Consider the following 23,768-nt stretch of genomic DNA (forward strand, 5'->3'; position numbering starts at 1 on the left):
CCGCGCGCGCGGCTAGTCTGCCCCCGACACTCGGGCGGAGATTCTCACCATGGACGATATCGTGATCCTCGGCGGCGCGCGCACCGCCATCGGCACCTTCGGCGGCAGCCTCGCCGGCACGCCGCCCATCGCGCTCGGGGCGGCGGCCGCGCGCGCCGCGCTGGAGCGCGCGGGCGTGGAGGGTGGCCAGATCGGCCATATCGCCTTCGGGCATGTCATCAACACCGAGCCGCGCGACATGTATCTTTCACGCGTCGCGGGGATGGAGGCGGGCATCCCCGAGACGACGCCGGCGATGAACGTGAACCGTCTTTGCGGATCGGGCGCCCAGGCGATCGTGTCGGTGATCCAGTCGCTGGCCATGGGCGACGCGGAATTCGGCCTCGCCGGCGGCGCCGAGAACATGAGCCGCTCCCCCTTCATCGTGCCCGACCAGCGCTGGGGCGCGAAGATGGGCGACGTCCGCACCCTCGACATGATGCTGGGCGCGCTCAACTGCCCCTTCGGCACCGGCCACATGGGCGTGACGGCCGAGAACGTCTCGGAAGAGCACCAGGTGAGCCGCGAGGCGCAGGACGCCTTCGCCCTTGAAAGCCAGCGCCGCGCCACGCGGGCGATCGAGGAGGGCCGCTTCGACGAACAGATCGTGCCCGTCGAGGTACGGGTGAAGCGCGACACGGTCGCTTTCGACACCGACGAACACGTGAAGCGCGACGCGACCTCCGAGGGGCTGGCAGCGCTGCGTCCGGTGTTCCGCAAGGACGGCTCCGTGACGGCGGGCAACGCGAGCGGGATCAACGACGGCGCGGCCGCGATCGTCCTCGCCCGCGCCGAGGCGGCGGAGGCCGCGGGCCTGAAGCCGCGCGCCCGCGTGCTGGGCTACGCCCATGCCGGCGTGCGCCCCGAGGTGATGGGGATCGGCCCGGTCCCGGCGGTGAAGCGCCTGCTCGAACGCACCGGCCTCTCGGTCGGGGATTTCGACGTTATCGAGTCGAACGAGGCCTTCGCCGCGCAGGCGCTCGCGGTCAACGCGGGGTTGGGCCTCGATCCGGAGAAGGTGAATCCGAACGGCGGGGCCATCGCCCTCGGCCACCCGGTGGGCGCCACCGGCGCGATCCTGACCGTGAAGGCGCTTTACGAGCTCGAACGGTGCGGCGGCCGGCGCGCGCTCGTCACCATGTGCATCGGCGGCGGCCAGGGCATTGCGCTCGCCATCGAACGGGGCTGACGCGCGGCGGGATGGCCGCCCCGGTCAGAGCAACCCCTCGGCGCGGAAGCTCACCTCGCGCGCGCGGCCGATCACCAGGTGGTCGTGCAGGGTGATCGACAACGCCTCGGCCGCGGCGCGGATACGCTCCGTCATTGCGATGTCGGCCTGCGAGGGCGTCGGATCGCCCGAAGGGTGGTTGTGCACCAGGATCATGGCAGAGGCGTTGAGTTCGAGCGCCCGCTTGACCACTTCACGGGGATAGACGGGAACGTGGTCGACGGTGCCGCGGCCCTGCGCCTCATCGGCCACGAGCACGTTCTTGCGGTCGAGGTAGAGCACGCGGAACTCTTCGGTCGCGCGATGGGCCATGGTGGTGCGGCAGTAATCCAGCAGCGCCTCCCAGCTGGAGATCACGGGCCGACCGATCACGCGCGCCCGCGCCAGCCGGTGCGCCGCGGCCTCCACCACCTTGAGTTCGCAGATGACAGCCGGCCCCAGCCCGGGCGTTTCCGCAAGGCGATCCCGGGGCGCGGAGACCACCGCGTTGAAATCCCCGAAGCGCTCGATGAGTGCGCGCGCCAGCGGCTTCACGTCCTGCCGCGGAATCGCGCGAAAGAGGACGAGTTCCAGCAACTCGTAATCCGGCATGGGATCGGCGCCGCCGGCGAGGAAGCGGTCGCGCAGCCGGCTGCGGTGGTCGCGAAGATACGACGGGGGCCGGGCGCCGGCGTTGACGGGTCGCGTGTCCGCACCCGCCTCGTCGGCGTCGAAAAGGGGCAGCGGCCCCTCGCCAAAGGCGGAACGTGAACGCATGGCCCGACCTTTGCCGCAGGCCGGTGAACGAAGCGTTAACACCGGGCCGGCGCGCGCCCTCGTGCGGTCCCGGACCTGCCGGCTATGCCGGCTGTCCGGGACCGCTCACTGAAGCCGTCGCGCCGAAGGCGCGTCCGCTGGATCAGGACCGGCGGGAGGGGCCCGAGTGGCGGCGGGGCGGAGGAGTGCCGCGGTCGCTTGCCCATGCGCCCTCCCTCCGGGCTGGCGCCTCGCGCGTTCGGCCCTGAAAACGCTCCGCCGGAGCGTTTTCCGGGCGGCCCTCACCCCTTCATGCTGTCCCAGAAACTCTTCACCGAGGAGAAGAAGCTCTTGCTTTCGGGATTGTTGTCTTCCGAAAGGGCCTCGAACTCGCGCAGGAGTTCCTTTTGCCGCCCGGTCAGGTTGACAGGCGTTTCCACGGCAAGTTCGATGAACATGTCGCCATGCGTGCCTCCGCGAAGGGCCGGCATGCCCTTTCCGCGCAACCGCATCTGGCGGCCGGACTGGCTTCCGGCGGGAATCTTCACGCGGCTTCGACCGCCGTCGATGGTGGGAACCTCGATGTCGCCGCCAAGCGCGGCGGCCGGCATCGACACCGGCACCCGGCAGTGCAGGTCCGCGCCCTCGCGCTCGAAAAGCTTGTGCGGCTGCACCTCGATGAAGATGTAGAGATCGCCCGGCGGCCCGCCGCGCATCCCGGCCTCGCCCTCGCCGGCGAGGCGGATCCGCGTTCCGGTCTCCACGCCCGCGGGAATGTTCACAGAGAGCGCGCGCTCCTTTTCGACACGTCCCGCGCCGCCGCAGACATTGCAGGGATTCTTGATGATCTGCCCGAGGCCCGAGCAGGTGGGACAGGTCCGTTCCACGGTGAAGAAACCCTGCTGCGCGCGCACCTTGCCCATGCCCGAACAGGTCGGGCACGTCGTGGGTTCCGCACCGCCCTCGGCGCCGGTGCCCTCGCACGCGCCGCATTGCACCGAACCGGGAACGGTGATGGTCTTCTGCATCCCGGTGTAGGCGTCCTCGAGCGTCACGCGCAGGTTGTATCGCAGATCTGCACCGCGCGCGGCGCGGTTCCGTCGGCCGCCGCGCCCGCCCATGAAATCACCGAAGAGGTCGTCGAAGACGTCCGAGAACGCGGAGGCGAAATCGCCGCCGCCCGGACCGTATCCGCCCGGGCGCGCGCCGCCGCCGCCCATGCCCTGCTCGAAGGCGGCATGGCCGAAGCGGTCGTAGGCGGCCTTCTTCTCGGCGTCGCGAAGCACCTCGTAGGCTTCGTTCGCCTCCTTGAAGTCGGCCTCGGCCGTCGGGTTGTCCTGGTTCCGGTCGGGATGCAGCTCCTTCGCCTTGCGGCGGTAGGCCTTCTTGATTTCCTCGGCCGACGCTCCGCGCGTCACACCGAGCACGTCGTAGTAATCGCGTTTTGCCATCGGCAAATCTCCCTCGCCCGAAACCGCGAAGGGCCGGCCCGGTATCCGGACCGGCCCCAGCGCGTTTCGTCAGGAGCGGGCGTCGTCAGGCCCGCTTGTCATCATCGAGATCCTCGAAATCCGCGTCGACGATATCGTCGTCCCCGCTGCCGGAGGCGTCCGTGGAGTCCGACCCGTCGGAGGCACCCTCCGAAGCGGCTTCTTCCTGGCTCGACTTGTAGATCGCCTCGCCGAGTTTCATCGCGGCCTCGGTGACGTTCTGGATGCCGGCGCGGATCTTCTCGGCGGTGGTGTCGTCCTTTTCGAGCTCTTCCTTGAGCGCCGAAACGGCCAGTTCGATCGCCTCCACGGTCGAGGGATCGACCTTGTCGCCGTGATCCTCGAGCGATTTCTCGGTGGAGTGCACGAGGCTCTCGGCCTGGTTCTTCGCCTCCACGAGTTCGCGGCGCTGCTTGTCGGCTTCCGCGTTCTCCTCGGCGTCCTTCACCATCTTCTCGATATCGGCATCCGACAGGCCGCCCGACGCCTGGATGGTGATCTTCTGCTCCTTGCCGGTGCCCTTATCCTTGGCCGAGACGTTGACGATGCCGTTGGCGTCGATGTCGAAGGTGACCTCGATCTGCGGCATGCCGCGCGGCGCCGGGGGAATGTCCTCGAGGTTGAACTGGCCGAGCATCTTGTTGTCGGCCGCCATCTCGCGCTCGCCCTGGAAGACCCGGATCGTCACGGCGCCCTGGTTGTCCTCGGCGGTGGAGAAGACCTGGCTCTTCTTCGTCGGAATGGTCGTGTTGCGGTCGATGAGCCGCGTGAACACGCCGCCCAGCGTCTCGATCCCGAGCGACAGCGGCGTCACGTCGAGCAGCACCACGTCCTTCACGTCGCCCTGCAGCACGCCGGCCTGGATCGCCGCGCCCAGCGCCACGACCTCATCGGGGTTCACGCCCTTGTGCGGCTCCTTGCCGAAGAACTTGGTCACCTCCTCGAGCACCTTGGGCATCCGCGTCTGGCCGCCCACGAGCACGATCTCGTCGATGTCGGACTTCGACAGGCCCGCGTCCTTGAGCGCCGCCTCGCACGGTTTCAGCGAGCCCTTGATGAGATCGCCCACCAGGCTTTCGAGCTTCGCGCGGGTGAGTTTCATCACCATGTGCAGCGGCTGGCCGGTGCCCTTGTCCATGGAGATGAAGGGCTGGTTGATCTCGGTCTGCGTCGAGGACGACAGCTCGATCTTGGCCTTCTCGGCGGCTTCCTTGAGGCGCTGAAGCGCCATCTTGTCCTGCGTCAGGTCGACGCCGTGCTCCTTCTTGAACTCGTCGGCGAGGTAGTTGACGACCCGCATGTCGAAGTCCTCGCCGCCGAGGAAGGTGTCCCCGTTGGTGGATTTCACCTCGAAGAGCCCGTCGTCGATCTCGAGGATCGTCACGTCGAAGGTGCCGCCGCCGAGGTCGTAGACCGCGATCGTCTTGCTGTCCTTCTTGTCGAGGCCGTAGGCCAGCGCGGCCGCCGTGGGCTCGTTGATGATGCGCAGCACTTCGAGGCCCGCGATCTTGCCCGCGTCCTTGGTGGCCTGGCGCTGTGCGTCGTTGAAGTAGGCGGGCACGGTGATGACGGCTTGCGTCACCTCGTCGCCGAGGTAGCTCTCGGCGGTTTCCTTCATCTTCTGCAGGATGAAGGCGGAAATCTGGCTGGGAGAGTACGTGTCACCCTTGACCTCGACCCAGGCATCGCCGTTGCCGCCGTCCACGACGCTGTAGGGGAGGTTCTTGAGGTCCCGGGAGAGATCCGGGTCGTCGAGGCGCCGGCCGACGAGGCGCTTGACGCCGAAGATCGTGTTTTCGGGGTTGGTGACGGCCTGCCGCTTTGCCGGCTGGCCGACGAGACGTTCGTCGTCGGTGAAGGCCACGATGGAGGGGGTGGTGCGCGCGCCCTCCGAATTCTCGATCACTCGGGGTTGCGAGCCATCCATGATGGCGACACAGCTGTTCGTGGTCCCGAGGTCGATCCCGATCACTTTGGCCATGGTTTGATCCCTCTTCTGTTCAAGGCGATATCCCGAAGCGGCGGACCCGTTCCGGCATCCCTGCTCCGCATTTCACGTGCCGGGCCAGTGCCCGCCACGCATCTGGCGGGTATATAGGGAGGGGTCCGGGGGCCTGCAAGCAAGCCTTTGGACCCGATGGGAACAATTGCCGCGAGCCGCGAATGGGAGGCGCCCGCGATGGTCGAGACGGTGGTCCTGAACGGCGTCCGCGTGCTGCGCGGCTGGCTCGACGCGCCCGCGCAGGCGCGGCTCGTTGACAGGTTGCGCGCGCTGGCGCGGGTCGCGCCCTTCGTGACCCAGGTGACGCCCGGCGGGCGCCCCATGTCCGTCCGGATGACCGCAGCGGGCCGCCTCGGCTGGGTGTCGGACAGGTCGGGCTACCACTACGCCGCGCGCCATCCCTCGGGCGCGGCCTGGCCGCCGATCCCAGCGCAGGTGATGGAGATCTGGAACGAGGTCACGGGCCTCGCGCGCGCGCCGGATTGCTGCCTCGTCAACTGGTACGGGGAAGGCGCGCGGATGGGGCTGCACCAGGACCGCGACGAGGCGGATTTCTCCTGGCCCGTCCTGTCGGTCTCGCTGGGGGACGAGGCGCTCTTCCGGGTGGGCGGCGTGGACGCGCCGCGCCCCTCGCGGTCGCTCTGGCTGCGATCGGGGGACGTCGCGCTTCTGGAGGGGCCTGCGCGGCTGGCATGGCACGGGGTGGACCGGATCCGCTTCGGCTCTTCGTCGCTGCTGCCCGGCGGCGGGCGGATCAACCTGACGCTTAGGGTGGTAGAGTGACGGCTCAGCGCGCCAGGGTGCAGCAGCCCGCGTATTGCCGCAGCGCCCCGCCGTCCTGCACGAGCAGGTCGGCGGAAAGCCCGAACAGCCGGTCCGACATCCCGTCGCTGCACCGCGCGCGGCGCACCGTTCCGTGGATCGCCTGCCCGCCGCCCGCGCCCCAGCCGACGAAGCCGTAGGCGTCCGGGCGACCGGCCGCGCGCGTGCGTTCGGAAAGCGAGGCGGTCACCGCGCGCGGCACGCCCGGCCCCTCGAGGCGCAGCCCGTCCTCGGCGACCGACAGGCTCCAGAACGGTTCGGTGCCGAAGCAGCGCATGGGAACCGGCAGGGCGTTGCCCCCCTGCCGCGGCTGCCGGGCGAGAAAGCGCATCGACACCCAGCCCGCCTGTTCGCCGGCATTGACCCGCCCCCAGCCCGCGGCGGAGTCGATCGCGGTGACCTCGACGCCCCGCGCACCGGGCGCAAGCGCGCCGATGCGCGCCGCGTCCGCCGACGGCGCGGCGCGGACGTTCAGCACGTCATCCGGTGCCACGCCCCGCACGTCGTAGAGCGCGGGCAGGGGCCCATCCTGCGCGGCCGCCGGCGCGGCGGCGGCGAGGGCCAGGGCGAACGCGGCGAGGACGCTCAAGAGGGCACGGGGCATGACAATCTCCTTTGCCTTTCGGCCGCATGGCCTCAGCGCCGCGCGTACCAGCTTGGCGAGGCGTGCTTGCGGGTGACGAATTCGCCCATCAGGCCGATCAGAAGCAGCACGATCCCGACGGTGAGAGGATACTCTATCGAACTGTTGCGTGGGAAGTAGTTGATGAAGGCGAAGCCGCGCGCCTGGTCGATGGCGTGAAAGAGCGGGTTCCAGTCGAACAGCATCAGCATGTGCGGCGGCAGCGCGTTGGCCACGAACATCTTGCCCGAGGCGATCATGTTGGCGCGTTGATAGACGCTCGTCATCAGGGTGACGACGCCGGGCATCCAGGGCTTAAGCGCCAGCAGCACGAGCCCCACCGCCGCCCCGGTGAACCACGCCAGCAGCACCATGGCGAGGCACCCGATCGGGTCGTGGATTTCGACCGGCGTGAAACCCACATGGTAGACGAACAGGATCAGGAACATCGACAGCAACTGGATGTAGAGCATCCCCACGGCCGCCGAGAGGATCGAGATGGCGGTGTTCATCGGCCCGTGCAGCATCATCGGCGAGGCCGGCCCCTCGGAGGCGACGACGGCGCCCACCGTCTTGATGTGCGTCATGAACAGGAAGACGCCCGTCATGATGTAGATGAGGAAATCGCCCCGGATCTTGAGCCCACGCAGGCCGAGGAAGGTGAACATGAAGTAGAAGGCGAGCACGAAGATCGCCGTCTGCATCACGTTGATGAGGATCGACATGATCGGGCTGCCATGCGTCTTGCGGACGCTGCGCACGACGCCGTGATACACCCGTTCCGCCGTCGAGACGGCCGAGCCGATCGTGTTTCGCGGGGGGGTCTGCTGGAACATGGGTCTCTGCTCTCCGACCCGACGATCACCCGGACGACTTGCGGTTCCGTTACCACGCGATCATAAGGGCGGCGGCCCCGATTGGCAATCTCGCGCAGGGCGCGCGCGGGCGACGCGAGCCGAGGAGACGGCGGATGGATCACGATGTGCTGACCGAAACGGTCCGCCGGCTGGCCCTCGAGGCCGGTGCGGAGATCATGCGCCACTACCGGTCCGGGGATCTCCAGGCGCGCGCGAAGAGCGACGAAAGCCCCGTGACCGCCGCCGACGAGGCCGCCGACCGGATCATTTCCGACGGCCTGCGCGCGGCGTTCCCGGACATGCCGCTCGTCACGGAGGAGCAGGCCGAAAGCCACGCGCAGGACGCCTTCACCTTCCTTGTCGTGGATCCGCTCGACGGCACGCGCGAGTTCATCCGGCGCCGCGGCGACTTCACCGTGAACATCGCCTATGTCGAGGAGGGTCTGCCGGTGCGCGGGGTCGTCTACGCCCCGGCCAGGGGCCGCCTCTTCTACACCACGGCCACGGGCCGGGCGGTGGAGGAGACCGGAGAGATGGACCCCGCCCACCCCGGCGAGACGCGGGAGCTTCACGTCGCGGAGCCCGACAATTCGGCGCTCAGGGTCGTGGCCTCGAAGTCGCACCGCGACGAGGAAACCGACGCCTACATCGCGCGCTACGAGGTGAAGGAGCTGGTCAGCGCGGGCTCGTCGCTGAAGTTCTGCCTGCTGGCCGCGGGAGAGGCCGACCTTTACCCGCGCCTGGGGCGCACCATGGAGTGGGACACGGCCGCGGGCCACGCCGTGCTCAACGGGGCGGGGGGGCGCGTGGTGCGGTTCGACGACCACACGCCGCTCGCCTACGGCAAGGCCGGTTTCGCCAATCCCTATTTCATCGCCTACGCGCCGGGCGTTTCGCTGATGTCGGGCTGATCCCGCGCCGGGGCCTCGGGAATTCCACAAATCCGACATGCATCGCCCCCGGAACTTCGCTAGGCTCCGGCCATGGTGAGCCGCCCGGAGGGGCGGACATGCGTGAATTCGTCGATCAGGAGCAGGGCATGCGGAACAAGGTAACGAAGGCGATCTTCCCGGTTGCGGGGCTGGGCACACGCTTCCTGCCGGCCACGAAATCGGTACCGAAGGAGATCATGACGCTCGTGGACCGGCCCCTCATCCAGTACGCGATCGACGAGGCGCGTGCCGCGGGGATCAAGGAATTCATCTTCGTCACCTCGCGCGGCAAGAGCGCGCTGGAGGACTATTTCGACCATGCGCCCGAACTCGAGACCGCGCTGCGCAAGGCGGGCAAGACCGAGCTTCTGCAGATCCTCAAGAACACCAACATGGAATCGGGCGCGATCGCCTATATCCGCCAGCACAAGGCGCTGGGTCTCGGCCATGCCGTCTGGTGCGCGCGGCGTCTCATCGGGGACGAGCCCTTCGCGGTGATCCTCCCCGACGACGTGATCGCCGCGGAGCAGCCCTGCCTTCAGCAGATGACCGAAGCCTACGAGGAGACGGGCGGCGCCATGGTCGCCGCGATGGACGTGCCCCGGGAACGCATCGGCTCCTACGGGGTGCTCGACCTCGAGGACGACAAGGGAGATCTCGTGAAGGTGCGCGGCATGGTGGAAAAGCCCACACCGGACCAGGCGCCCTCGAACCTCGCGGTGATCGGCCGCTACATCCTCACCCCCGACGTGCTGAAGAACCTGAACCGCATGAAACAGGGCTCGGGCAACGAGATCCAGCTGACCGACGCCATCGCCGACGAGATCGCGCAGGGCCGCGACGTCTATGGCTACCGCTTCCGCGGCCAGCGCTTCGACTGCGGCTCCAAGGCGGGGTTCCTGCAGGCCACCGTCGCCTTCGGGCTGGCGCGCGACGACCTGCGCGAGGACCTGCTGCGCTACCTGCACGAACTCGTCTCGGTCGAGAAGGCCGCGCAGTAGGGCGGCGCGGCATCGCCCGATGGCGCGGATCCTGGTCACCGGCGGCGCGGGGTATATCGGCTCCCACGCCTGCAAGGCGCTCGCCGCGGCGGGCCATACGCCCGTGGCCTACGACAATCTCGTCACCGGATGGGAACAGGCCGCGCGGTTCGGCCCGTTAGAGCGCGGCGACCTGACCGACCGCGCGCGGCTCGACGCGGTGTTCGCGCGTCATCGGCCCGCCGCGGTGATGCACTTCGCGGCGCTGAGCCAGGTCGGCGAGGCGATGGGCGATCCCGGCCGCTACTGGCGCAACAACGTGCTGGGCTCGCTCACCCTGGCCGAGGCGGCCCTTGCGGCCGGCTGCCGCGACGTCGTGTTCTCCTCGACCTGCGCGGTCTACGGCGAACAGGACGGCGTCACCCTCGACGAGAAGAGCGCGCTGCGCCCGGTCAACGCCTACGGCGCCTCGAAGCGCGCGGTGGAGGAGATCCTCGCCCAGTTCGGGGCCGCGCACGGTCTTCGCAGCGTCGTCTTTCGCTACTTCAACGTGGCCGGCGCCGATCCGGAGGCCGAGATCGGGGAATTCCACCGTCCCGAGACGCATCTCGTCCCGCTGATCCTTCAGGCCATCGACGGGCAGCGCCCAGCGCTCACCATCCACGGAACGGATTACGACACGCCCGACGGCACCTGCATCCGCGACTACGTGCACGTCAGCGATCTCGTGTCGGCGCATCTGGCGGGGCTGCGCTGGCTGGCGGAGGGACGGGACAGCCGGGTGTTCAACCTCGGCACGGGGCACGGCTTTTCGGTGCGGCAGGTGATCGACGCCGCCCGCGCCGTCACGGGCCGCGACGTTCCGGTGACGGAGGGGCCGCGCCGCGCCGGCGACTGCACCCGGCTCGTCTCCGGATCCGGCCGCGCGGAGGCCGAGCTCGGCTGGCAGCCCGCGCGGTCCACGCTGGAGACGATGATAGAGGACGCCTGGCGCTGGCACCGCACCGGCGGATATGCCAGCTGACCGGCGCCGCCCGCACCGCCGCCCCAGAGCTCTGGCGCGCCTACCGCCTGCGCTGGCGCCGCCGCCGCCTGCTTCTGCGCGCGTGGCGGAAGCGCGCGGAGCTGACCCCCGTCGCGGACCGGACGGGCGCGATCCGGCGCGGGGCGATCCTTTGCTTTTCCACGATGCGGAACGAGGCGGTCCGCCTGCCCCATTTCCTCGACCATTACCGCCGGCTGGGGGTGGATCATTTCCTTGTCGTGGACAATGGCAGCACCGACGGCACCGCCGAGAGGCTGGCGAAGGCGCCCGACGTGTCGCTCTGGCGCACGGAAAGCGCCTATCGCGACGCACGTTTCGGGATGGACTGGCTCACCCTTCTCCAGCGCCGCCACGGGCACGGCCACTGGTGCCTGACCGTCGATGCCGACGAGATCCTGATCTACCCGGAGTGGGAGCGGCGGGGGCTCGACGAGCTGACCGCGTGGCTCGACCGGGAGAAGATCCCGGCCATGGGCGCCATGATGCTGGACCTCTACCCGAAAGGGCCCCTTGGCGCGGCGGCCTACACGCCCGGCAGCGACCCGACGACGACGCTCGGCTGGTTCGACCAGTGGAACTACACTTGGGAATGGCAGCCACGATACCGCAACGTCTCGATCCGGGGCGGCGTGCGCAAGCGCGCGTTCTTCGCCGAGGCGCCCGAGCGGGCACCGCACCTGCACAAGATGCCGCTGGTGCGCTGGCGGCGCGGCTACGCCTATGTCAGTTCCACGCATATCGCCCTGCCCCGCAGGCTCAACGCCGTGTTCGACGCGCGGCTCGACCGGCCGCGCGGCGCGCTTCTGCACACCAAGTTCCTCGACGTGGTGATCGAGAAATCCCGCGAGGAAAAACGCCGCCGGCAGCATTTTACCCATGTTGAACGATATGATGGCTATTACGATGCGATCCTGCGGAACCCCGTACTTTGGTCGAAGGCGTCGGCGCAGTATAAGGGGTGGAGGCAACTCGAAGACGCGGGCCTGATCGCCCGGGGGCGCTGGGCGGAAAAAGAGAGAGGCTGAATGCGGTTCTGGCGGTCATACCGGCTGCGCCTGCAGCGCAAGGGGTGGCGCGCCCGCGCCATGCTGAAGCGCCGCCAGCTTCGGCCCGTCGCCGACCGCACCGGCGGCATCCGGCCGGGCGACGTGCTGCTGTTCTGCACCCAGCGCAACGAGGGCGTGCGCCTTCCCTATTTCCTGCAGTATTATCGCGATCTCGGCGTCGGCCATTTTCTCTTCGTGGACAACGACAGCGACGACGGGTCGCGCGACTACCTCGCCCAGCAGCCCGATGTCTCGCTCTGGCACACGCGGGCAAGCTACAAGCACGCCCGCTTCGGCATCGACTGGATGAACGGGCTGCTCGCGCGTTACGGGCACGGCCACTGGTGCCTGACCGTCGATGCGGACGAATTCTTCGTCTTCCCGTTCTGCGACACGCGGCCCATCGCCGCGCTGACCGACTGGCTCGACGCGCTGCCGATCCGGTCCTTCGGCGCGATGATCCTCGACATGTATCCAAAGGGGCCGCTCTCCGCCCGGCCCTACCGGCCCGGGCAGAACCCGTTCGAGATCGCGTCCTGGTTCGACGCGGGCAACTACCGGATCGAGAGGAACCCCCGGCTGGGCAATCTTTGGATCCAGGGCGGACCGCGCCAGCGCGTCTTCTTCCCCGACGCGCCACGCAAGGCGCCGGCGCTCAACAAGATCCCGCTGGTGAAATGGCACCGACGCTACGCCTATGTCAGTTCGACCCACATGCTGCTGCCGCGCGGGCTCAACCTCGTCTACGACGACCGGGGCGGCGAGAAGCCGTGCGGCGTCCTTCTCCATGCAAAGTTCCTCGACACGCTCGGCGCCAAGGCCGAGGAAGAACTCGGCCGGGGCGAGCACTACGCCGGCGGACGCGAGTATCGCGCCTACGCGGCGCTGGCCGAGGACGACCCCGGGCTCTGGTGCCAGTGGTCAGAGAGATACCTGAACTGGCGCCAGCTGGAGATCCTCGGCCTGATGTCCAAGGGCAACTGGGCATGAACGGGGTCGGCGTCATCATGCTGGTGCATACCGCCCTCGGCCGGGCCGTCCAGGTCGCCCGCCACTGGGCGCGCGCGGGCTGCCCGCTCGTGATCCACGTCGACCGCGCGGTGCCGCCCCAGGGCTACGACCGCCTTCGCGCGGCGCTCTCGGACCTGCCCGACGTGCGCTTCTCCCGCCGCTTCCGCTGCGAATGGGGCACATGGGGAATCGTGGCGGCGACCCAGTCCGCCGCGGAGCTCATGCTGACGGCGTTTCCCGACGTCCGCCACGTCTACCTCGCCTCGGGCGCATGCCTGCCGCTGCGGCCCGTGAGCGAGCTTTCGGACTACCTTGCCGCGCGGCCGCGCACGGACTTCATCGAAAGCGCGACCACCGCCGAGGTGCCCTGGACGGTGGGCGGCCTGCACGAAGAACGTTTCACCCTCTCGTTTCCCTTCGCGTGGAAAAGCCAGCGCCCTCTCTTCGACGGCTACGTGTCGCTTCAGCGCCGGATCGGCCGCAAGCGCCGCCTTCCCGAGGGGATCGTCCCCCATCTCGGCAGCCAGTGGTGGTGCCTGACCCGGGACACGCTGGCCAAGATCCTCGGCGACCCGAACCGGGCCTTGTACGACCACTACTTCCGCCGCGTCTGGATCCCGGATGAAAGCTATTTCCAGACCCTCGCGCGGCGCCACTCGCACGAGGTCGAAAGCCGGTCGCTCACGCTTTCGAAATTCGACTTCAAGGGCAAGCCGCACATCTTCTACGACGACCACCTGGAGCTTCTGCGCCGCTCCGACTGCTTCGTGGCAAGAAAGATCTGGCCGCGCGCCGACCGTCTTTACGAGACGTTCCTCGGCCACGCGGGCCAGGGCATGACACGCGCGGAACCCAACCCGTCCAAGATCGACCGCGTCTTCGCCCGCGCGGTGGAGCGGCGGACCCGCGGCCGGCCGGGGCTCTGCATGCAAGGCCGGTTTCCCCGCGAGGGGTTCGAGACAAGCCCCACCGCCGGGCCATATTCCATGTTCCAGGGCTTCGCCGAACTCTTCGAGGATTTCGCGCCCTGGCTTTGCCGGATGACGGGCGCAACGGTGCATGGCCATCTCTTCGCGCCAGACCGCGCGGAATTCGCGGACGGCCAGGACGTCATCGCGGGCGGACTGTCGGACAGCGCGGCGATCCGCGACGCCAATCCCAAGGCATTCCTCACCAGCCTGGTCTGGAACACGCGCGGCCAGCGGCAGTGCTTCCAGTTCGGACCGCGCGACAACCAGGCGATCAACTGGGACATCGCCAAGGACACGAACGCGCAGATCTCGGTCATCACCGGCGCCTGGGCGATCCCGCTTTTCCGTGCGAACCGCGGCTTCACCTCGCACCGCCGCGAGGCGGCGCAGCTGCAGCATGTCGAAGCCCTGCATCTCAAGGTGCTCCGGTCTCCCTGGGTGAAGGCGCGGGTGCGGATCTGGACGCTGGCGGAGTTCATCGAAGGGCCCGTTCAGCCGCTTCAGACCATCCTCGAGGAGATCGCGCCGCGGGGCATGCAACGCCTCGCGGAGATGCCGCGGATGACCGATCTCACCGGATTCGGGCAATTCCTGCAGGACCTCAAGAACGAAGGGATGCACCCCTACCTGATGGGCAATTTCCCGGTCGTGCCCGACCCGGGCGAGGCCACGTCCTGCACCCCCCGCCCCTATGTCGTGAAGTAGCCGATGGCGCGGTTCGACCTCTTCGTCGTTTTCGCCGACATGCGCACCGGCTCGAACTTCCTCGAGGCGAACCTCAACGCGCTGCCCGGCATCCGCTGTCATGGCGAGGCGTTCAACCCGCACTTCATCGGTTACCCGAAGCGGGACCAAATCCTGGGCATCGACAGAACCGCGCGCGATGCGGATCCCGGCGCGCTACTCGCCGCGCTGCGCGCCGCGCCCGACACGCTGGACGGGTTCCGCTACTTCCACGACCATGACCCGCGCATCCTGGACGATCTTCTTGCCGATCCCCGCTGCGCGAAGATCGTGCTGAACCGCAATCCGCTCGAAAGCTATGTCTCGTGGAAGATCGCGCGGCAGACGGGGCAATGGAAACTGACCGACATGTCCCGCCGCAAGGCGGCGCGCGCCGCGTTCGACGGGGCGGAGTTCGAGCGGCACGTCTCGGAACTGCAGGACTTCCAGCTGCGGATCCTGCACGCGCTGCAGGTCACGGGCCAGTCCGCCTTCTGGCTCGACTACGAGGATCTGAAACGGCTCGACGTCGTGAACGGCCTTGCCGCCTGGCTCGGCTCCGAGGCGCGGCTGGAGGCGCTCGACGACACGCTGAAGCGGCAGAACCCGGCGCCGCTGGAGGCCAAGGTCGCCGATCCCGCCGCGCTGGAGAAAGAGCTTGCGCGGATCGACCGTTTCCACCTGTCGCGCACGCCGAACCTCGAACCCCGCCGGGGCCCCGCCGTGCCCTCCTTCGTCGCCGCGCCGGAAACGCCGCTTCTATACATGCCGCTTCGGGGCGGGCCCGAGGCAGAGGTCGCGCGGTGGCTCGCCGCGCTCGACGGCGCCCCGCCCGAAGCACTGGCGGCGAATTTCACCCAGAAGGAGCTGCGCCAGTGGATGAAGGCGCATCCGGGGCACCGGCGTTTCACCGTGCTGCGCCACCCGCTGGCTCGCGCGCACGCGGTCTTCTGCGCGCGCATCCTGTCCACCGGGGAAGGGGCGTTCCGGCGCATCCGCCGGCACCTGCTGCGCCAGCGCGGCCTGCCCCTGCCCGAGGCGCTGCCGGATCCGCGCTACGACGCCGCCGCGCACCGCGCGGCGTTCGAGGGCTTTCTGGACTTCGTGAAGGACAACCTGGCCGGGCTCACGAACCTGCGTACGGATCCGCACTGGACGAGCCAGGCGCAACTTCTGCACGACATGTCGGCGTTCGCGCTGCCGGACCTTGTCGTCCGGGAGGAGGAGATGGCCGCGTGGCTGCCCGCGCTCGCCGCGGCGGCGGGGCGCGAGGTCGCGTCGGCGCCGGACGGCGCGCCGGGCGACACGCCCTTCGCGCTCCGCGACATCCACGATACCGGTCTGGATGCGAAGGCGCGACAGGTCTATGCCCGGGATTTCCGGCAGTTCGGCTTCACGGACTGGCGGCCTGCCGCCGTCACGCGGCCTGTTCGCGCTGGGCCTCGGTAAGGATCGCGTGAAGCTTGGCCGGGTCGGGGTTGGCGCGCAGCTTGGCGCAGACGGAGCTCTGCCGCAGCGTGCGCGACACCCGCGCCAGGGCCTTCAGATGCTCCACCCCGGCATCCTCCGGCGCGAAGAGGCCGAGCGCGAGGTCGACCGGTTGACGGTCGACCGCGTCGAAATCCACCGGGCGCTCGAGCAGGATGAAGACGCCGGCCATGGTTTCGATCCCGGGCAGACGGCAATGCGGCAGCGCCACGCCTCCGCCCACGCCGGTCGGGCCAAGCGTCTCGCGCTCCTGCAGGGCGGCGACGGCGCTCTCGCCATCGATGCCGTAGACCGCTTCCGCGAGGTCGGCGAGTTCATGAATGAGCCGCTTCTTCGAGGTGGCCGACGTCACGACGCGCACGGCCTGGGGCTTGATCAGTTCCAGAAGGTCCATCTCTTGCCTGCTCTCGGGGACGGGCGGGAGACGTGCCGGGCCGACCCCCTCAGCCGGGGTCCTGCGGTTCGATCCAGCCGATGTTTCCGTCGTCACGCCTGTAGACGACGTTCACCCCGTTCCTTTTTTCGTTTCGGAACACCAGCACGGGTGCGCCGGCCAGTTCCATCTGCATTACGGCCTCGCCGACGCTCAGCAAGGGGATCTTGGTCTGCATCTCCGCGACGATCACGGGCTGAAGGCTTTCGGAATCCGATTCGTCGCTCTCTTCGTTCGACGCGAGGATATACGAGGAGGCTCCGATCAGTTCAACAGGTTCGGCGCGGGCGCGGTGATGGTCCTTCAACCTGCGCTTGTAGCGGCGCAGCTGCTTTTCCATCTTCGCACAGCAGGCGTCGAAGGCGGCATATATCTCTGTCGCGGCGGCCTTGGCGTTGGCGGTCAGCCCGGTCGAGAGATGCACCGCGGCCTCGCAGACGAATTCGTGCGCGTCGCGGGAAAAGATGATCTGGGCATCGGTGGGACGCTCGGCATACTTGCCGATCGCCGCGCCCAGTTCCTGCTTCACATGTTCCTGAAGCGCCTCGCCGATGTCGATCTGCTTGCCACTGATCTGATATCGCATCCCGTCTCCTTTCGTGCCGTCCGGGCCGGTCGCGCCGGTTGGGTCGCGCTGGCCGGGGACGCTAGATGCCGTCCGCGGGAACGCCCGGTCAGGCCGCCGCGGTACATGCCGCGACGCAGGGCGGGTCGTGTCGCAGAACCGTCACGTTCGTATTTGAGAGGAGACCACGGCGCCCTGTCAATCGCTAGCGCGCGGGTCACGAGATCCGGAAGTTCTCTCCGAGATAGACCCGGCGCACGTTTTCGTTGCGCACAACCTCCGCGGGCGAGCCGGACATCAGCATCGTGCCGTCGTGCAGGATGTAGGCGCGATCCACGATCTCCAGAGTCTCGCGGACATTGTGATCGGTGATGAGCACGCCGATTCCCCGCGTCCGGAGATCCGCGACGAGGTGGCGGATGTCGTTGACCGAGATCGGATCCACCCCCGCGAAAGGCTCGTCCAGAAGCAGGTATTTCGGGTTGGCGGCCAGGCAGCGCGCGATCTCGACCCGCCGCCTCTCGCCGCCCGAAAGCGCCAGCGCAGGCGCGCGGCGCAGATGCTCGATGGAGAATTCCGACAGCAGCTCTTCCAGGCGCTCGCGCCGGCGGTGCCGGTCACGCTCGGAGATGTCGAGGATCGCCGCGATGTTGTCCTCGACGCTGAGCCCGCGGAAGATCGACATCTCCTGCGGCAGGTAGCCGATCCCGAGCCGCGCGCGGCGATACATCGGCAGGGACGTGACGTCGACGCCATCCACGAGGACCTGCCCGCCCTCGGGATAGATCAGCCCGGCGACGGCGTAGAAACAGGTCGTCTTGCCGGAGCCGTTCGGCCCGAGCAAGCCGACCACCTCTCCGCGGTGCAGCTCCATGTTCACGTCGCGGATGACGACACGCTTGCGATAGCTCTTGCGCAGGTGGCGGACACGAAGGCCCGAGTCTCCCTCCGTGACGGCGAACTGCGGGCCCTCCATCACTCCGCCCCCGGCTGGATGAGGGTCCGCACCCCTCCCGACATCTCGGCGGTTCCGCCATCGAGGTCGACCGAAATCCGTTCCGCGCTGATCGCGTTGCGGCCCTGCGTCAGAAGCACCTTGCCCGTCATCACGATGGTCCCGGCGTCGGGGTCGTAGTCGGCGCGCTCGGCCTCGGCGGCGTCCGTGCCGCTCACGAGCGTCACGCCGCCCGTGGCCTCCATCCGCGCGATGCGGTCGCCGTCCTGATCGTAGGTGATCAGCACGCGCGGCGCGGCGAGGCGAAATTCGCCCTGCGCGATGACCACGTTGCCGGTGAAGAGCGCGGTGCCCTCCTGCTCGGTGACGGATAGCGCGTCGGCGGTCACTTCGACCGGGGCGTCGGTGTCCTGTGCCGCATCGCCGAACGCGACCGACTGGCCGAAGGCCGGCGCACCCGCCAACCAGATCGCCACCGCGATGATGTGGATTTTCCGCACGGAAGCCAGCCCGCTCCTTACCCCTGTGGTTCGTATACCAGCTTTACCCGGCCGGTGAAAAGCAATCGGGCCTGCCCCGGAATTTCGGCGGCCTGCACCTGCAGCCGGTCGGCGCGGATCGTGCCCGCGGGCGCCCGTCCCTCGACCGCCCCCCCGGTATCCGCGGCATACCGGTCCAGCGTCACCACCATGCGCGCGGTGGTGAGCGCGTAGCCCGCGGAGCTTTCCATCTCCACCCCGCCGCCGAAGACGAGCGCGCCATTCTCCTCGGTCCATTCGGCGCGGCCGGCCTCGAGCCGGAGCCATCCGCCGCCGGAGGTCTGCAACTCCGCCGCCACGGTCGTGGCGGTGACCGGCCCGTCCACCCCGCCCGGCCGCACCTCTGCCGCGCGCACGCTCAGCGCCGCGCCCTCGGCCGTCCTGCCGGTATAGACGGGTTGCCTGACCACCTCCTCGGCGGTGCCGGAACGCAAACCATCTTGCCCGAAAGGCGCCTGGCCGGGCTGCGTCGGGGGCCGCGCCAGCATGAAGAGCGTGGAAAGCAGCGCCAGCGCGGCGAGCGGCAACAGGATCTTGAGCCACGCGACGAGGCGCGAATGGGCCCGGTCGCCCAGCGCCATCTCAGCGCGCCGCGGCGCCGCGGCCCCGGAGATCCCGGCCCCGGGTCAATGCGCGAACACGTCCTCGTCGGGCCAGCCCTCGAGGTCGAGGCGGGCGCGCGTCGGCAGGAAATCGAAGCACGCCTGCGCGAGCTCTGCCCGCCCCTCGCGCTGCAGCATCGCGTCGAGCGCCTCGCGCAGCCGGTGAAGGTGCAGCACGTCCGAGGCGGCGTAGTCGAGCTGCGCGTCGGACAGCGCCTCCGCGCCCCAGTCGCTCGATTGCTGCTGCTTGGAAATGTCGATGCCGAGCGTTTCCTGCAGCAGCGCCTTCAGCCCGTGCCGGTCGGTGTAGGTGCGCGCCAGCTTGCTGGCGATCTTGGTGCAGTAGACCGGCGCGGTCAGCACGCCGAAGCTGTGCAGAAGCAGCGCGATGTCGAACCGGCCGAAGTGAAAGAGCTTCAGGGTGCCCGCGTCCGCGAGCAGCCGTTCGAGGTTGGGCGCCCCGCTCTGGCCGCGGGCGATCTGGACGAGATGCGCCGCGCCGTCGCCTGCGGAAAGCTGCACGACGCAAAGCCGGTCGCGATGCGGCTTGAGGCCCATGGCCTCGCAATCGATCGCCACCACCGGGCCGAGATCCAGCCCGTCCGGTAGATCGCCCTCGTAAAGGTGGTTCGCCACGCGCCGCTCCGTCATCCATGTTCCGACGAAGGGGATAGGCCTTCGCCCGCGCTCTTGCAACTCCACGCGGCCGGGCCGATTCGCCGCCGGCGCCGGTTGTTGGGGGATTTTCGCCCGCGTGCAAGCGCCGCGCCCCGCGAAATTGCAACCTATGGGCGAAATGCGTCACAAACCCCGATCGCGCCCCTGCGCCGGGAACAGGTGGCAGGCATGCCTCCGCCGAAAGCGCCCATCATGCCGCAGGACGCGCCGCGGCACGAGGCGTCCTGCCCTTTCCCGAAAACACGGGCGAAATCCCGCGTCGAAACCGGGCCAAGGCGCGGGGTCGCAGCTGGATTGTTTCCCCCGAACGCGCGCCGCAGCTTCTGCAAGACTTCTGTTTCCCAGGCGAGCCAAGGCGCCGGCAACGCCTCTTCTCGCGTCCGGTCGGGTTGGCGGAAATCTCCGCCGCGCGCACCGGTTGCAAACCGCCGCGACGCCCTTGACCGGACGAGAGGAGAGCCGCATTCTATTCAAACGAAAGAAAAAATGGCTGTATCCTCACTCGCGCGGGACACGCCACCCGAATTGGGGTCGTCGCGCCGGGCCAAGGGGCCAAAGGGCGAAACCAGTGTTCCATGTGGATCGGCGGTGCGTCTTTCCAGTGGCGGGATTTCCGCGCTGAAGCACGATGGCCGGTAGCGGTAAAGGGTATGACGTCGCCATGTTGATGGTCCGGCTTGAAAAGACTGCACCGCCCGAGCAGCACGCCCGGGAAAGGGTGTTCGAGACGTCGCTTCTCGATCGATCGGACCGCGGCCTCTATCGCCATGGCGGCAAGCGCGTGCTCGACGTGCTCGGCGTTCTTCTGATGGCGCTTCCGGCCCTGATGCTTCTGCTTCCGCTCATGATCCTGCTGTCGCTCGACGGGCACTCGCCGCTTTACCGGCAACCCCGCATCGGGCGAAACGGGCGCATTTTCAGCATGTGGAAGTTGCGCAGCATGGTGCCCGACGCCGACCGGATGCTCGAGGCGCATCTGGCCGCCGATCCCGAGGCGCGGGCGGAATGGGAATGGTCGCAGAAGCTGAGGGACGACCCACGCGTCACGCGCCTGGGTCATGTCATCCGGAAATCTTCGTTCGACGAGCTGCCGCAACTCTGGAACGTGCTCGTGGGCGACATGTCGCTGGTCGGCCCGCGCCCGATGATGGCGCATCAGCGCGACCTTTATCCGGGTCTTGCCTATTACGCGATGCGCCCCGGGATTACCGGCTACTGGCAGATCACGGTGCGCAACGACTCGGGCTTCGCCGAGCGGGCGCTGCACGACACCCAGTATTTCCGCGACCTGTCGTTCGGAACCGATCTGCGGGTTCTGCTTCGGACCGTGCGCGTGGTTCTGCGCGGAACCGGGCGGTGAAACGGCCGGACCCGGCTGCGCGCCCCCGGTCCGCACGCCCTTGGCAGCAGTGATGGGCCGATAACGACAGGCAGGGACATGGTGAAGCTCGATCCGATCTTGAAGACGGTGCCGGGCCGTGCGGGCATGACAGGAGGCTGCCGATGAGCCGGCCCGGTTTCGATGCGCTCTCGAAAGAGTCGAATCGCGGCGTGCCCCGGCACGGGATGCGGCGTGGCGAGGCGGCGCCGCGACCCACCGCCCCGGCCCCCGGCGCATCGCGGCCGCAGGCCGCGGCAGGACCGCCCCCGCAGCGGCCCGAGCCGGTGCAAAAACAGGCCGCGCCCCGCATCCCTGCGGTCCTTCCGCCGAATGCAGTCGACGATGCCTGGGGCAACCTGCCCTGCGTGCCCCTGAACACGCCTAACCTGGAGCGTCATCGGATCATCGCCGCGACGCGCGAGGACCCGGCGCACGGCACCTTCGACGTGCTGCGCTCGCGGCTCTTGAGCACCCTGAAGGAAAATGGCTGGAGCCGGGTGGCGATCACCTCCCCCACCCGGGAATGCGGCAAGAGTTTCCTCGCCGCCAACCTGGCGATCAGCCTGTCGCGGGCGGAACGGGTGCGCACCGTCCTGATGGACCTCGACCTGCGCGACCCGGGACTGGCGAAGCTGCTCGGCGTCGCGGATCCCGGCATCCTGCGGCGCTTCCTGTCCGGCCGGGCGACGGTGAAAGACCACTTCCGGCGTTTCGGGGAAAACGATCTTGGCGTCGGTCGGACCCTCGCCCTTGCCCTGAACGAGCATGTCGAGAGCGATCCGGCCGAACTCCTTTTCGCGCCGGGCACGGACGCGGCGCTCGCGGCGATGCAGGAGGCGTTGCGCCCCGATGTGGTGCTCTTCGATCTGCCGCCGGCGCTTTGTCACGACGATCTGCTCGCGTTCCAGCGCCATTTCGATGGCGTGCTGCTGGTCGCGGGCGGCGGCGTCACGCGTGCCGAGGAGATCGAGGAGGTCTCGCGCCGGCTGGCGCACGACAAGCCGCTTCTGGGTGTCGTTCTGAACAGGGCCGAGGGCGCGACGCTTTCGCGGCACTGCGACTGAAGACCCAGGCACCGGCGGGCGCCCGGTCTGAGCCAGGGTGGCCATGGCAGGATCCACGCAAGGGGCGTAACGGCGGGAGAATACTGCGCCGCGATCCGCGCGATCGCCGGCATCCCCGGGCTTGGCACGATCTAAGCGGCCACGACGGTCAGCCTGCGCCGTCCTCCGCCCGAGGGGCCGCGGATGGTCGGAACAGAGACGATCGGCCGGACCCCCAGCCGGCGTTCCAGCTCGGCCGGAGAGCGGATGGTCGGATCCAGAAGTTCGAGAAAGAGGGCCAGCAGCACCGCGGCGGCAAGACTGGCCGCGGTGCCCACCACGGCAATGTTGCGACGGCTCGCCAGATCGGGCGACGCGGGCGGCATTGCCGTTTCGAGGACCTCGAAGGTCGCGGCTGCCTGCCGGTCGGCAAGCCCCTGCCGCAACTCGGCGTCGGCAAGGTGGCGCGTGACCGCCTCGAAGCGTTCCTCCAGCTGAAGGAGCGCCCGCGCCAGCGCACCGAATTGCCGCTCGATCTCGGGGGCCGCGGCAAGGCTTTCCTCGATCCGCTCGATCCGTTCCGCGATCCGCGCCTGACGGGTCTCGAGGCGCTCGATCCGGTCCTCGGTCGCCTTGATGTCCGCGCGGCCGGGGGTGGCCTGAAGGGCGATGATCTGGCGTTCGATCTCCAGCCCCGTCTCGCGCAGCGCGCTCAGATGGGCGCGCAAGACGGGCAAGTTGTCGGGCAGCGCGTCTGTATTCCGGCGCTTGAACTCCGCGATGCGGCCCTCGAGCGCGTCGATCTCCCGGACCAGGCGCCGCTCCTCGTCCTCGAGGAAGGCGCGCGTCATGCGCGTGCGCTCGACAAGGCCCTCGTTGCTCTGCGCGAGAACGAGCCCCATGAGATCGTTCGCCACGATCGCGGCCATTTCGGGATCCTCGAGGCGCACCCGGAGGATCAGGCCGGACGGCGGGCTGCCCCCTTGCATCCACCCGAGCCGGTCACTCGGAAGATCTTCCAGACTTATCGCGCGGCGCAGGCGCGCGATCCTGTCCAGCCTGTCGAGGTCGGGAAGATCCTCGTAAAGCCTGTATCGCTCGACGAGCGAGGCGATGGTATCGCGAGCCAGCATGCGGCGCTCTATGAGCGCGATCTGCCGGGCCACGCGGTATTCGTCGCCGACCATGGGCCCGGAAAGCCCGTCCGCCATGGCGCTGCGGATCTGCACCGTTGCCGAGGCCTCGTAAACGCGCGGTTGCTGCAGCGCGTACCAGAGGGAGGCCGTGCAGCCGAACGCCGCCACGATGATCATCGCCCAGGCGCGGCGGCGCATCATCACAACGAACTCGTCCAGCGACTGAAGACCGCGCATAAAGCCCACCCTTGCAGGCGAAGCGAAGAGCCTCGCACCTCTTCCCGGGGCGCCGCGCCGCCATGCATCCCCACATCAGCCGTTTATCGCGTTGACTGCGAGGTCGCCACGGAATCGCCATATGATTGCCGGAAACAAAACGTTTCCGGTCAGCGTCCGGAGCTGTTTCGACTGGAAGACGGGGCTTGCGACTTCGGGGGGAGCAGCG

General features: G+C 68.7%; 23 protein-coding genes. 11 read left to right on the forward strand and 12 right to left on the reverse strand.

All coding sequences use genetic code 11. The annotated features are described in order from the left end of the window. The first annotated feature begins 49 nt into the window (after positions 1-49). Entirely contained in the window at positions 50-1,228 is a 1,179-nt protein-coding gene (locus tag AB6A69_RS10970; protein WP_371060795.1) for an acetyl-CoA C-acyltransferase family protein, read from the forward strand. Positions 1,229-1,252: 24 nt separating this feature from the next. Here the strand turns inward: AB6A69_RS10970 and radC are convergent, their stop codons facing one another. From radC to dnaK, 3 genes are all read right to left on the reverse strand, one after another. Further along, positions 1,253-2,023, reverse strand: coding sequence for a DNA repair protein RadC (gene radC, locus AB6A69_RS10975; protein ID WP_371060796.1), 771 nt, complete (start codon positions 2,021-2,023; stop codon positions 1,253-1,255). A gap of 281 nt (positions 2,024-2,304) precedes the next feature. Continuing rightward, a complete protein-coding gene (gene dnaJ, locus AB6A69_RS10980; RefSeq protein ID WP_371055578.1) occupies positions 2,305-3,453 on the reverse strand; it encodes a molecular chaperone DnaJ in 1,149 nt (382 codons plus the stop codon). An 85-nt stretch (positions 3,454-3,538) separates the two neighbouring features. Then, positions 3,539-5,473: a molecular chaperone DnaK gene (dnaK, locus tag AB6A69_RS10985; protein WP_371060797.1), complete on the reverse strand. Its 1,935-nt coding sequence runs from the start codon at positions 5,471-5,473 to the stop codon at positions 3,539-3,541. 156 nt (positions 5,474-5,629) lie between these two features. Here dnaK and AB6A69_RS10990 point away from each other — a divergent pair, with 156 nt between their 5' ends. Then, a complete protein-coding gene (locus tag AB6A69_RS10990) occupies positions 5,630-6,277 on the forward strand; it encodes an alpha-ketoglutarate-dependent dioxygenase AlkB (RefSeq protein ID WP_371060798.1) in 648 nt (215 codons plus the stop codon). Positions 6,278-6,281: 4 nt separating this feature from the next. On the opposite strand, the gene AB6A69_RS10995 is transcribed toward AB6A69_RS10990, so the two are convergent. Together AB6A69_RS10995 and AB6A69_RS11000 are read right to left on the reverse strand one after the other, a co-directional pair. Beyond that, entirely contained in the window at positions 6,282-6,920 is a 639-nt protein-coding gene (locus tag AB6A69_RS10995; protein WP_371060799.1) for a COG3650 family protein, read from the reverse strand. A gap of 32 nt (positions 6,921-6,952) precedes the next feature. Continuing rightward, positions 6,953-7,774, reverse strand: a complete 822-nt coding sequence (locus tag AB6A69_RS11000; protein ID WP_371038728.1) for an ABC transporter permease — start codon at positions 7,772-7,774, stop codon at positions 6,953-6,955. Positions 7,775-7,908: 134 nt separating this feature from the next. Here AB6A69_RS11000 and cysQ point away from each other — a divergent pair, with 134 nt between their 5' ends. The 7 genes from cysQ (at position 7,909) to AB6A69_RS11035 (ending at position 15,952) form a co-directional block, all read left to right on the forward strand. Beyond that, complete coding sequence (gene cysQ / locus AB6A69_RS11005) at positions 7,909-8,706, forward strand: 3'(2'),5'-bisphosphate nucleotidase CysQ (protein ID WP_371060800.1); 798 nt, start codon at positions 7,909-7,911, stop codon at positions 8,704-8,706. Positions 8,707-8,834: 128 nt separating this feature from the next. Beyond that, entirely contained in the window at positions 8,835-9,728 is an 894-nt protein-coding gene (gene galU / locus AB6A69_RS11010) for a UTP--glucose-1-phosphate uridylyltransferase GalU (protein ID WP_371060986.1), read from the forward strand. A 19-nt stretch (positions 9,729-9,747) separates the two neighbouring features. Beyond that, entirely contained in the window at positions 9,748-10,731 is a 984-nt protein-coding gene (gene galE / locus AB6A69_RS11015) for a UDP-glucose 4-epimerase GalE (protein ID WP_371060801.1), read from the forward strand. Between the two features lie 164 nt (positions 10,732-10,895). Then, positions 10,896-11,777, forward strand: a complete 882-nt coding sequence (locus AB6A69_RS11020) for a glycosyltransferase family 2 protein (protein WP_371060802.1) — start codon at positions 10,896-10,898, stop codon at positions 11,775-11,777. Beyond that, positions 11,778-12,788, forward strand: a complete 1,011-nt coding sequence (locus AB6A69_RS11025) for a glycosyltransferase family 2 protein (RefSeq protein WP_371060803.1) — start codon at positions 11,778-11,780, stop codon at positions 12,786-12,788. Next, on the forward strand, positions 12,785-14,485 hold the full coding sequence (locus AB6A69_RS11030; protein ID WP_371055573.1) for a beta-1,6-N-acetylglucosaminyltransferase: 1,701 nt from the start codon (positions 12,785-12,787) through the stop codon (positions 14,483-14,485). The genes AB6A69_RS11025 and AB6A69_RS11030 overlap by 4 nt, the downstream gene beginning before the upstream one ends. Before the next feature lie 3 nt (positions 14,486-14,488). Next, complete coding sequence (locus tag AB6A69_RS11035; protein ID WP_371060804.1) at positions 14,489-15,952, forward strand: nodulation protein NodH; 1,464 nt, start codon at positions 14,489-14,491, stop codon at positions 15,950-15,952. Here AB6A69_RS11035 and AB6A69_RS11040 read toward each other — a convergent pair. The 6 genes from AB6A69_RS11040 to AB6A69_RS11065 form a co-directional block, all read right to left on the reverse strand. Further along, on the reverse strand, positions 15,921-16,385 hold the full coding sequence (locus AB6A69_RS11040) for a PTS sugar transporter subunit IIA (RefSeq protein WP_371038735.1): 465 nt from the start codon (positions 16,383-16,385) through the stop codon (positions 15,921-15,923). The genes AB6A69_RS11035 and AB6A69_RS11040 overlap by 32 nt on opposite strands. Before the next feature lie 49 nt (positions 16,386-16,434). Further along, positions 16,435-17,010 (reverse strand): ribosome hibernation-promoting factor, HPF/YfiA family, encoded by a 576-nt coding sequence (gene hpf / locus AB6A69_RS11045; RefSeq protein WP_371060805.1) that lies wholly within the window; start codon positions 17,008-17,010, stop codon positions 16,435-16,437. Between the two features lie 196 nt (positions 17,011-17,206). Continuing rightward, positions 17,207-17,965 (reverse strand): LPS export ABC transporter ATP-binding protein, encoded by a 759-nt coding sequence (gene lptB / locus AB6A69_RS11050; RefSeq protein WP_371038736.1) that lies wholly within the window; start codon positions 17,963-17,965, stop codon positions 17,207-17,209. Beyond that, complete coding sequence (lptA, locus tag AB6A69_RS11055) at positions 17,965-18,444, reverse strand: lipopolysaccharide transport periplasmic protein LptA (RefSeq protein WP_371060806.1); 480 nt, start codon at positions 18,442-18,444, stop codon at positions 17,965-17,967. Before lptA ends, lptB begins: the two co-directional genes overlap by 1 nt. A gap of 17 nt (positions 18,445-18,461) precedes the next feature. After that, positions 18,462-19,064 carry a hypothetical protein gene (locus AB6A69_RS11060; protein ID WP_371055569.1) on the reverse strand — a complete coding sequence of 201 codons (603 nt, stop codon included), beginning with the start codon at positions 19,062-19,064 and terminating at the stop codon, positions 18,462-18,464. 45 nt (positions 19,065-19,109) lie between these two features. Continuing rightward, positions 19,110-19,721, reverse strand: a complete 612-nt coding sequence (locus AB6A69_RS11065) for a ribonuclease D (RefSeq protein WP_371038788.1) — start codon at positions 19,719-19,721, stop codon at positions 19,110-19,112. Positions 19,722-20,430: 709 nt separating this feature from the next. Between AB6A69_RS11065 and AB6A69_RS11070 the strand changes: the two genes are divergently transcribed. After that, on the forward strand, positions 20,431-21,123 hold the full coding sequence (locus tag AB6A69_RS11070; protein WP_371060807.1) for a sugar transferase: 693 nt from the start codon (positions 20,431-20,433) through the stop codon (positions 21,121-21,123). A gap of 386 nt (positions 21,124-21,509) precedes the next feature. Further along, a complete protein-coding gene (locus AB6A69_RS11075) occupies positions 21,510-22,208 on the forward strand; it encodes a CpsD/CapB family tyrosine-protein kinase (protein WP_371060808.1) in 699 nt (232 codons plus the stop codon). A 131-nt stretch (positions 22,209-22,339) separates the two neighbouring features. Here AB6A69_RS11075 and AB6A69_RS11080 read toward each other — a convergent pair whose 3' ends face one another. After that, complete coding sequence (locus tag AB6A69_RS11080) at positions 22,340-23,560, reverse strand: Wzz/FepE/Etk N-terminal domain-containing protein (RefSeq protein ID WP_371060809.1); 1,221 nt, start codon at positions 23,558-23,560, stop codon at positions 22,340-22,342. Between the last annotated feature and the right edge of the window lie 208 nt (positions 23,561-23,768).

The organism is Rhodosalinus sp. 5P4 (assembly GCF_041365695.1).
Lineage (GTDB): Bacteria > Pseudomonadota > Alphaproteobacteria > Rhodobacterales > Rhodobacteraceae > Rhodosalinus.

Coding starts and splice junctions, on each gene's coding strand:
- AB6A69_RS10970 (WP_371060795.1), top strand. CDS start 50: ATGGACGATATCGTGATCCTCGGCGGCGCGCGCACCGCCATCGGCACC.
- radC (WP_371060796.1), bottom strand. CDS start 2,023: ATGCGTTCACGTTCCGCCTTTGGCGAGGGGCCGCTGCCCCTTTTCGAC.
- dnaJ (WP_371055578.1), bottom strand. CDS start 3,453: ATGGCAAAACGCGATTACTACGACGTGCTCGGTGTGACGCGCGGAGCG.
- dnaK (WP_371060797.1), bottom strand. CDS start 5,473: ATGGCCAAAGTGATCGGGATCGACCTCGGGACCACGAACAGCTGTGTC.
- AB6A69_RS10990 (WP_371060798.1), top strand. CDS start 5,630: ATGGGAACAATTGCCGCGAGCCGCGAATGGGAGGCGCCCGCGATGGTC.
- AB6A69_RS10995 (WP_371060799.1), bottom strand. CDS start 6,920: ATGCCCCGTGCCCTCTTGAGCGTCCTCGCCGCGTTCGCCCTGGCCCTC.
- AB6A69_RS11000 (WP_371038728.1), bottom strand. CDS start 7,774: ATGTTCCAGCAGACCCCCCCGCGAAACACGATCGGCTCGGCCGTCTCG.
- cysQ (WP_371060800.1), top strand. CDS start 7,909: ATGGATCACGATGTGCTGACCGAAACGGTCCGCCGGCTGGCCCTCGAG.
- galU (WP_371060986.1), top strand. CDS start 8,835: ATGCGGAACAAGGTAACGAAGGCGATCTTCCCGGTTGCGGGGCTGGGC.
- galE (WP_371060801.1), top strand. CDS start 9,748: ATGGCGCGGATCCTGGTCACCGGCGGCGCGGGGTATATCGGCTCCCAC.
- AB6A69_RS11020 (WP_371060802.1), top strand. CDS start 10,896: ATGCGGAACGAGGCGGTCCGCCTGCCCCATTTCCTCGACCATTACCGC.
- AB6A69_RS11025 (WP_371060803.1), top strand. CDS start 11,778: ATGCGGTTCTGGCGGTCATACCGGCTGCGCCTGCAGCGCAAGGGGTGG.
- AB6A69_RS11030 (WP_371055573.1), top strand. CDS start 12,785: ATGAACGGGGTCGGCGTCATCATGCTGGTGCATACCGCCCTCGGCCGG.
- AB6A69_RS11035 (WP_371060804.1), top strand. CDS start 14,489: ATGGCGCGGTTCGACCTCTTCGTCGTTTTCGCCGACATGCGCACCGGC.
- AB6A69_RS11040 (WP_371038735.1), bottom strand. CDS start 16,385: ATGGACCTTCTGGAACTGATCAAGCCCCAGGCCGTGCGCGTCGTGACG.
- hpf (WP_371060805.1), bottom strand. CDS start 17,010: ATGCGATATCAGATCAGTGGCAAGCAGATCGACATCGGCGAGGCGCTT.
- lptB (WP_371038736.1), bottom strand. CDS start 17,965: ATGGAGGGCCCGCAGTTCGCCGTCACGGAGGGAGACTCGGGCCTTCGT.
- AB6A69_RS11060 (WP_371055569.1), bottom strand. CDS start 19,064: ATGGCGCTGGGCGACCGGGCCCATTCGCGCCTCGTCGCGTGGCTCAAG.
- AB6A69_RS11070 (WP_371060807.1), top strand. CDS start 20,431: ATGGTCCGGCTTGAAAAGACTGCACCGCCCGAGCAGCACGCCCGGGAA.
- AB6A69_RS11080 (WP_371060809.1), bottom strand. CDS start 23,560: ATGCGCGGTCTTCAGTCGCTGGACGAGTTCGTTGTGATGATGCGCCGC.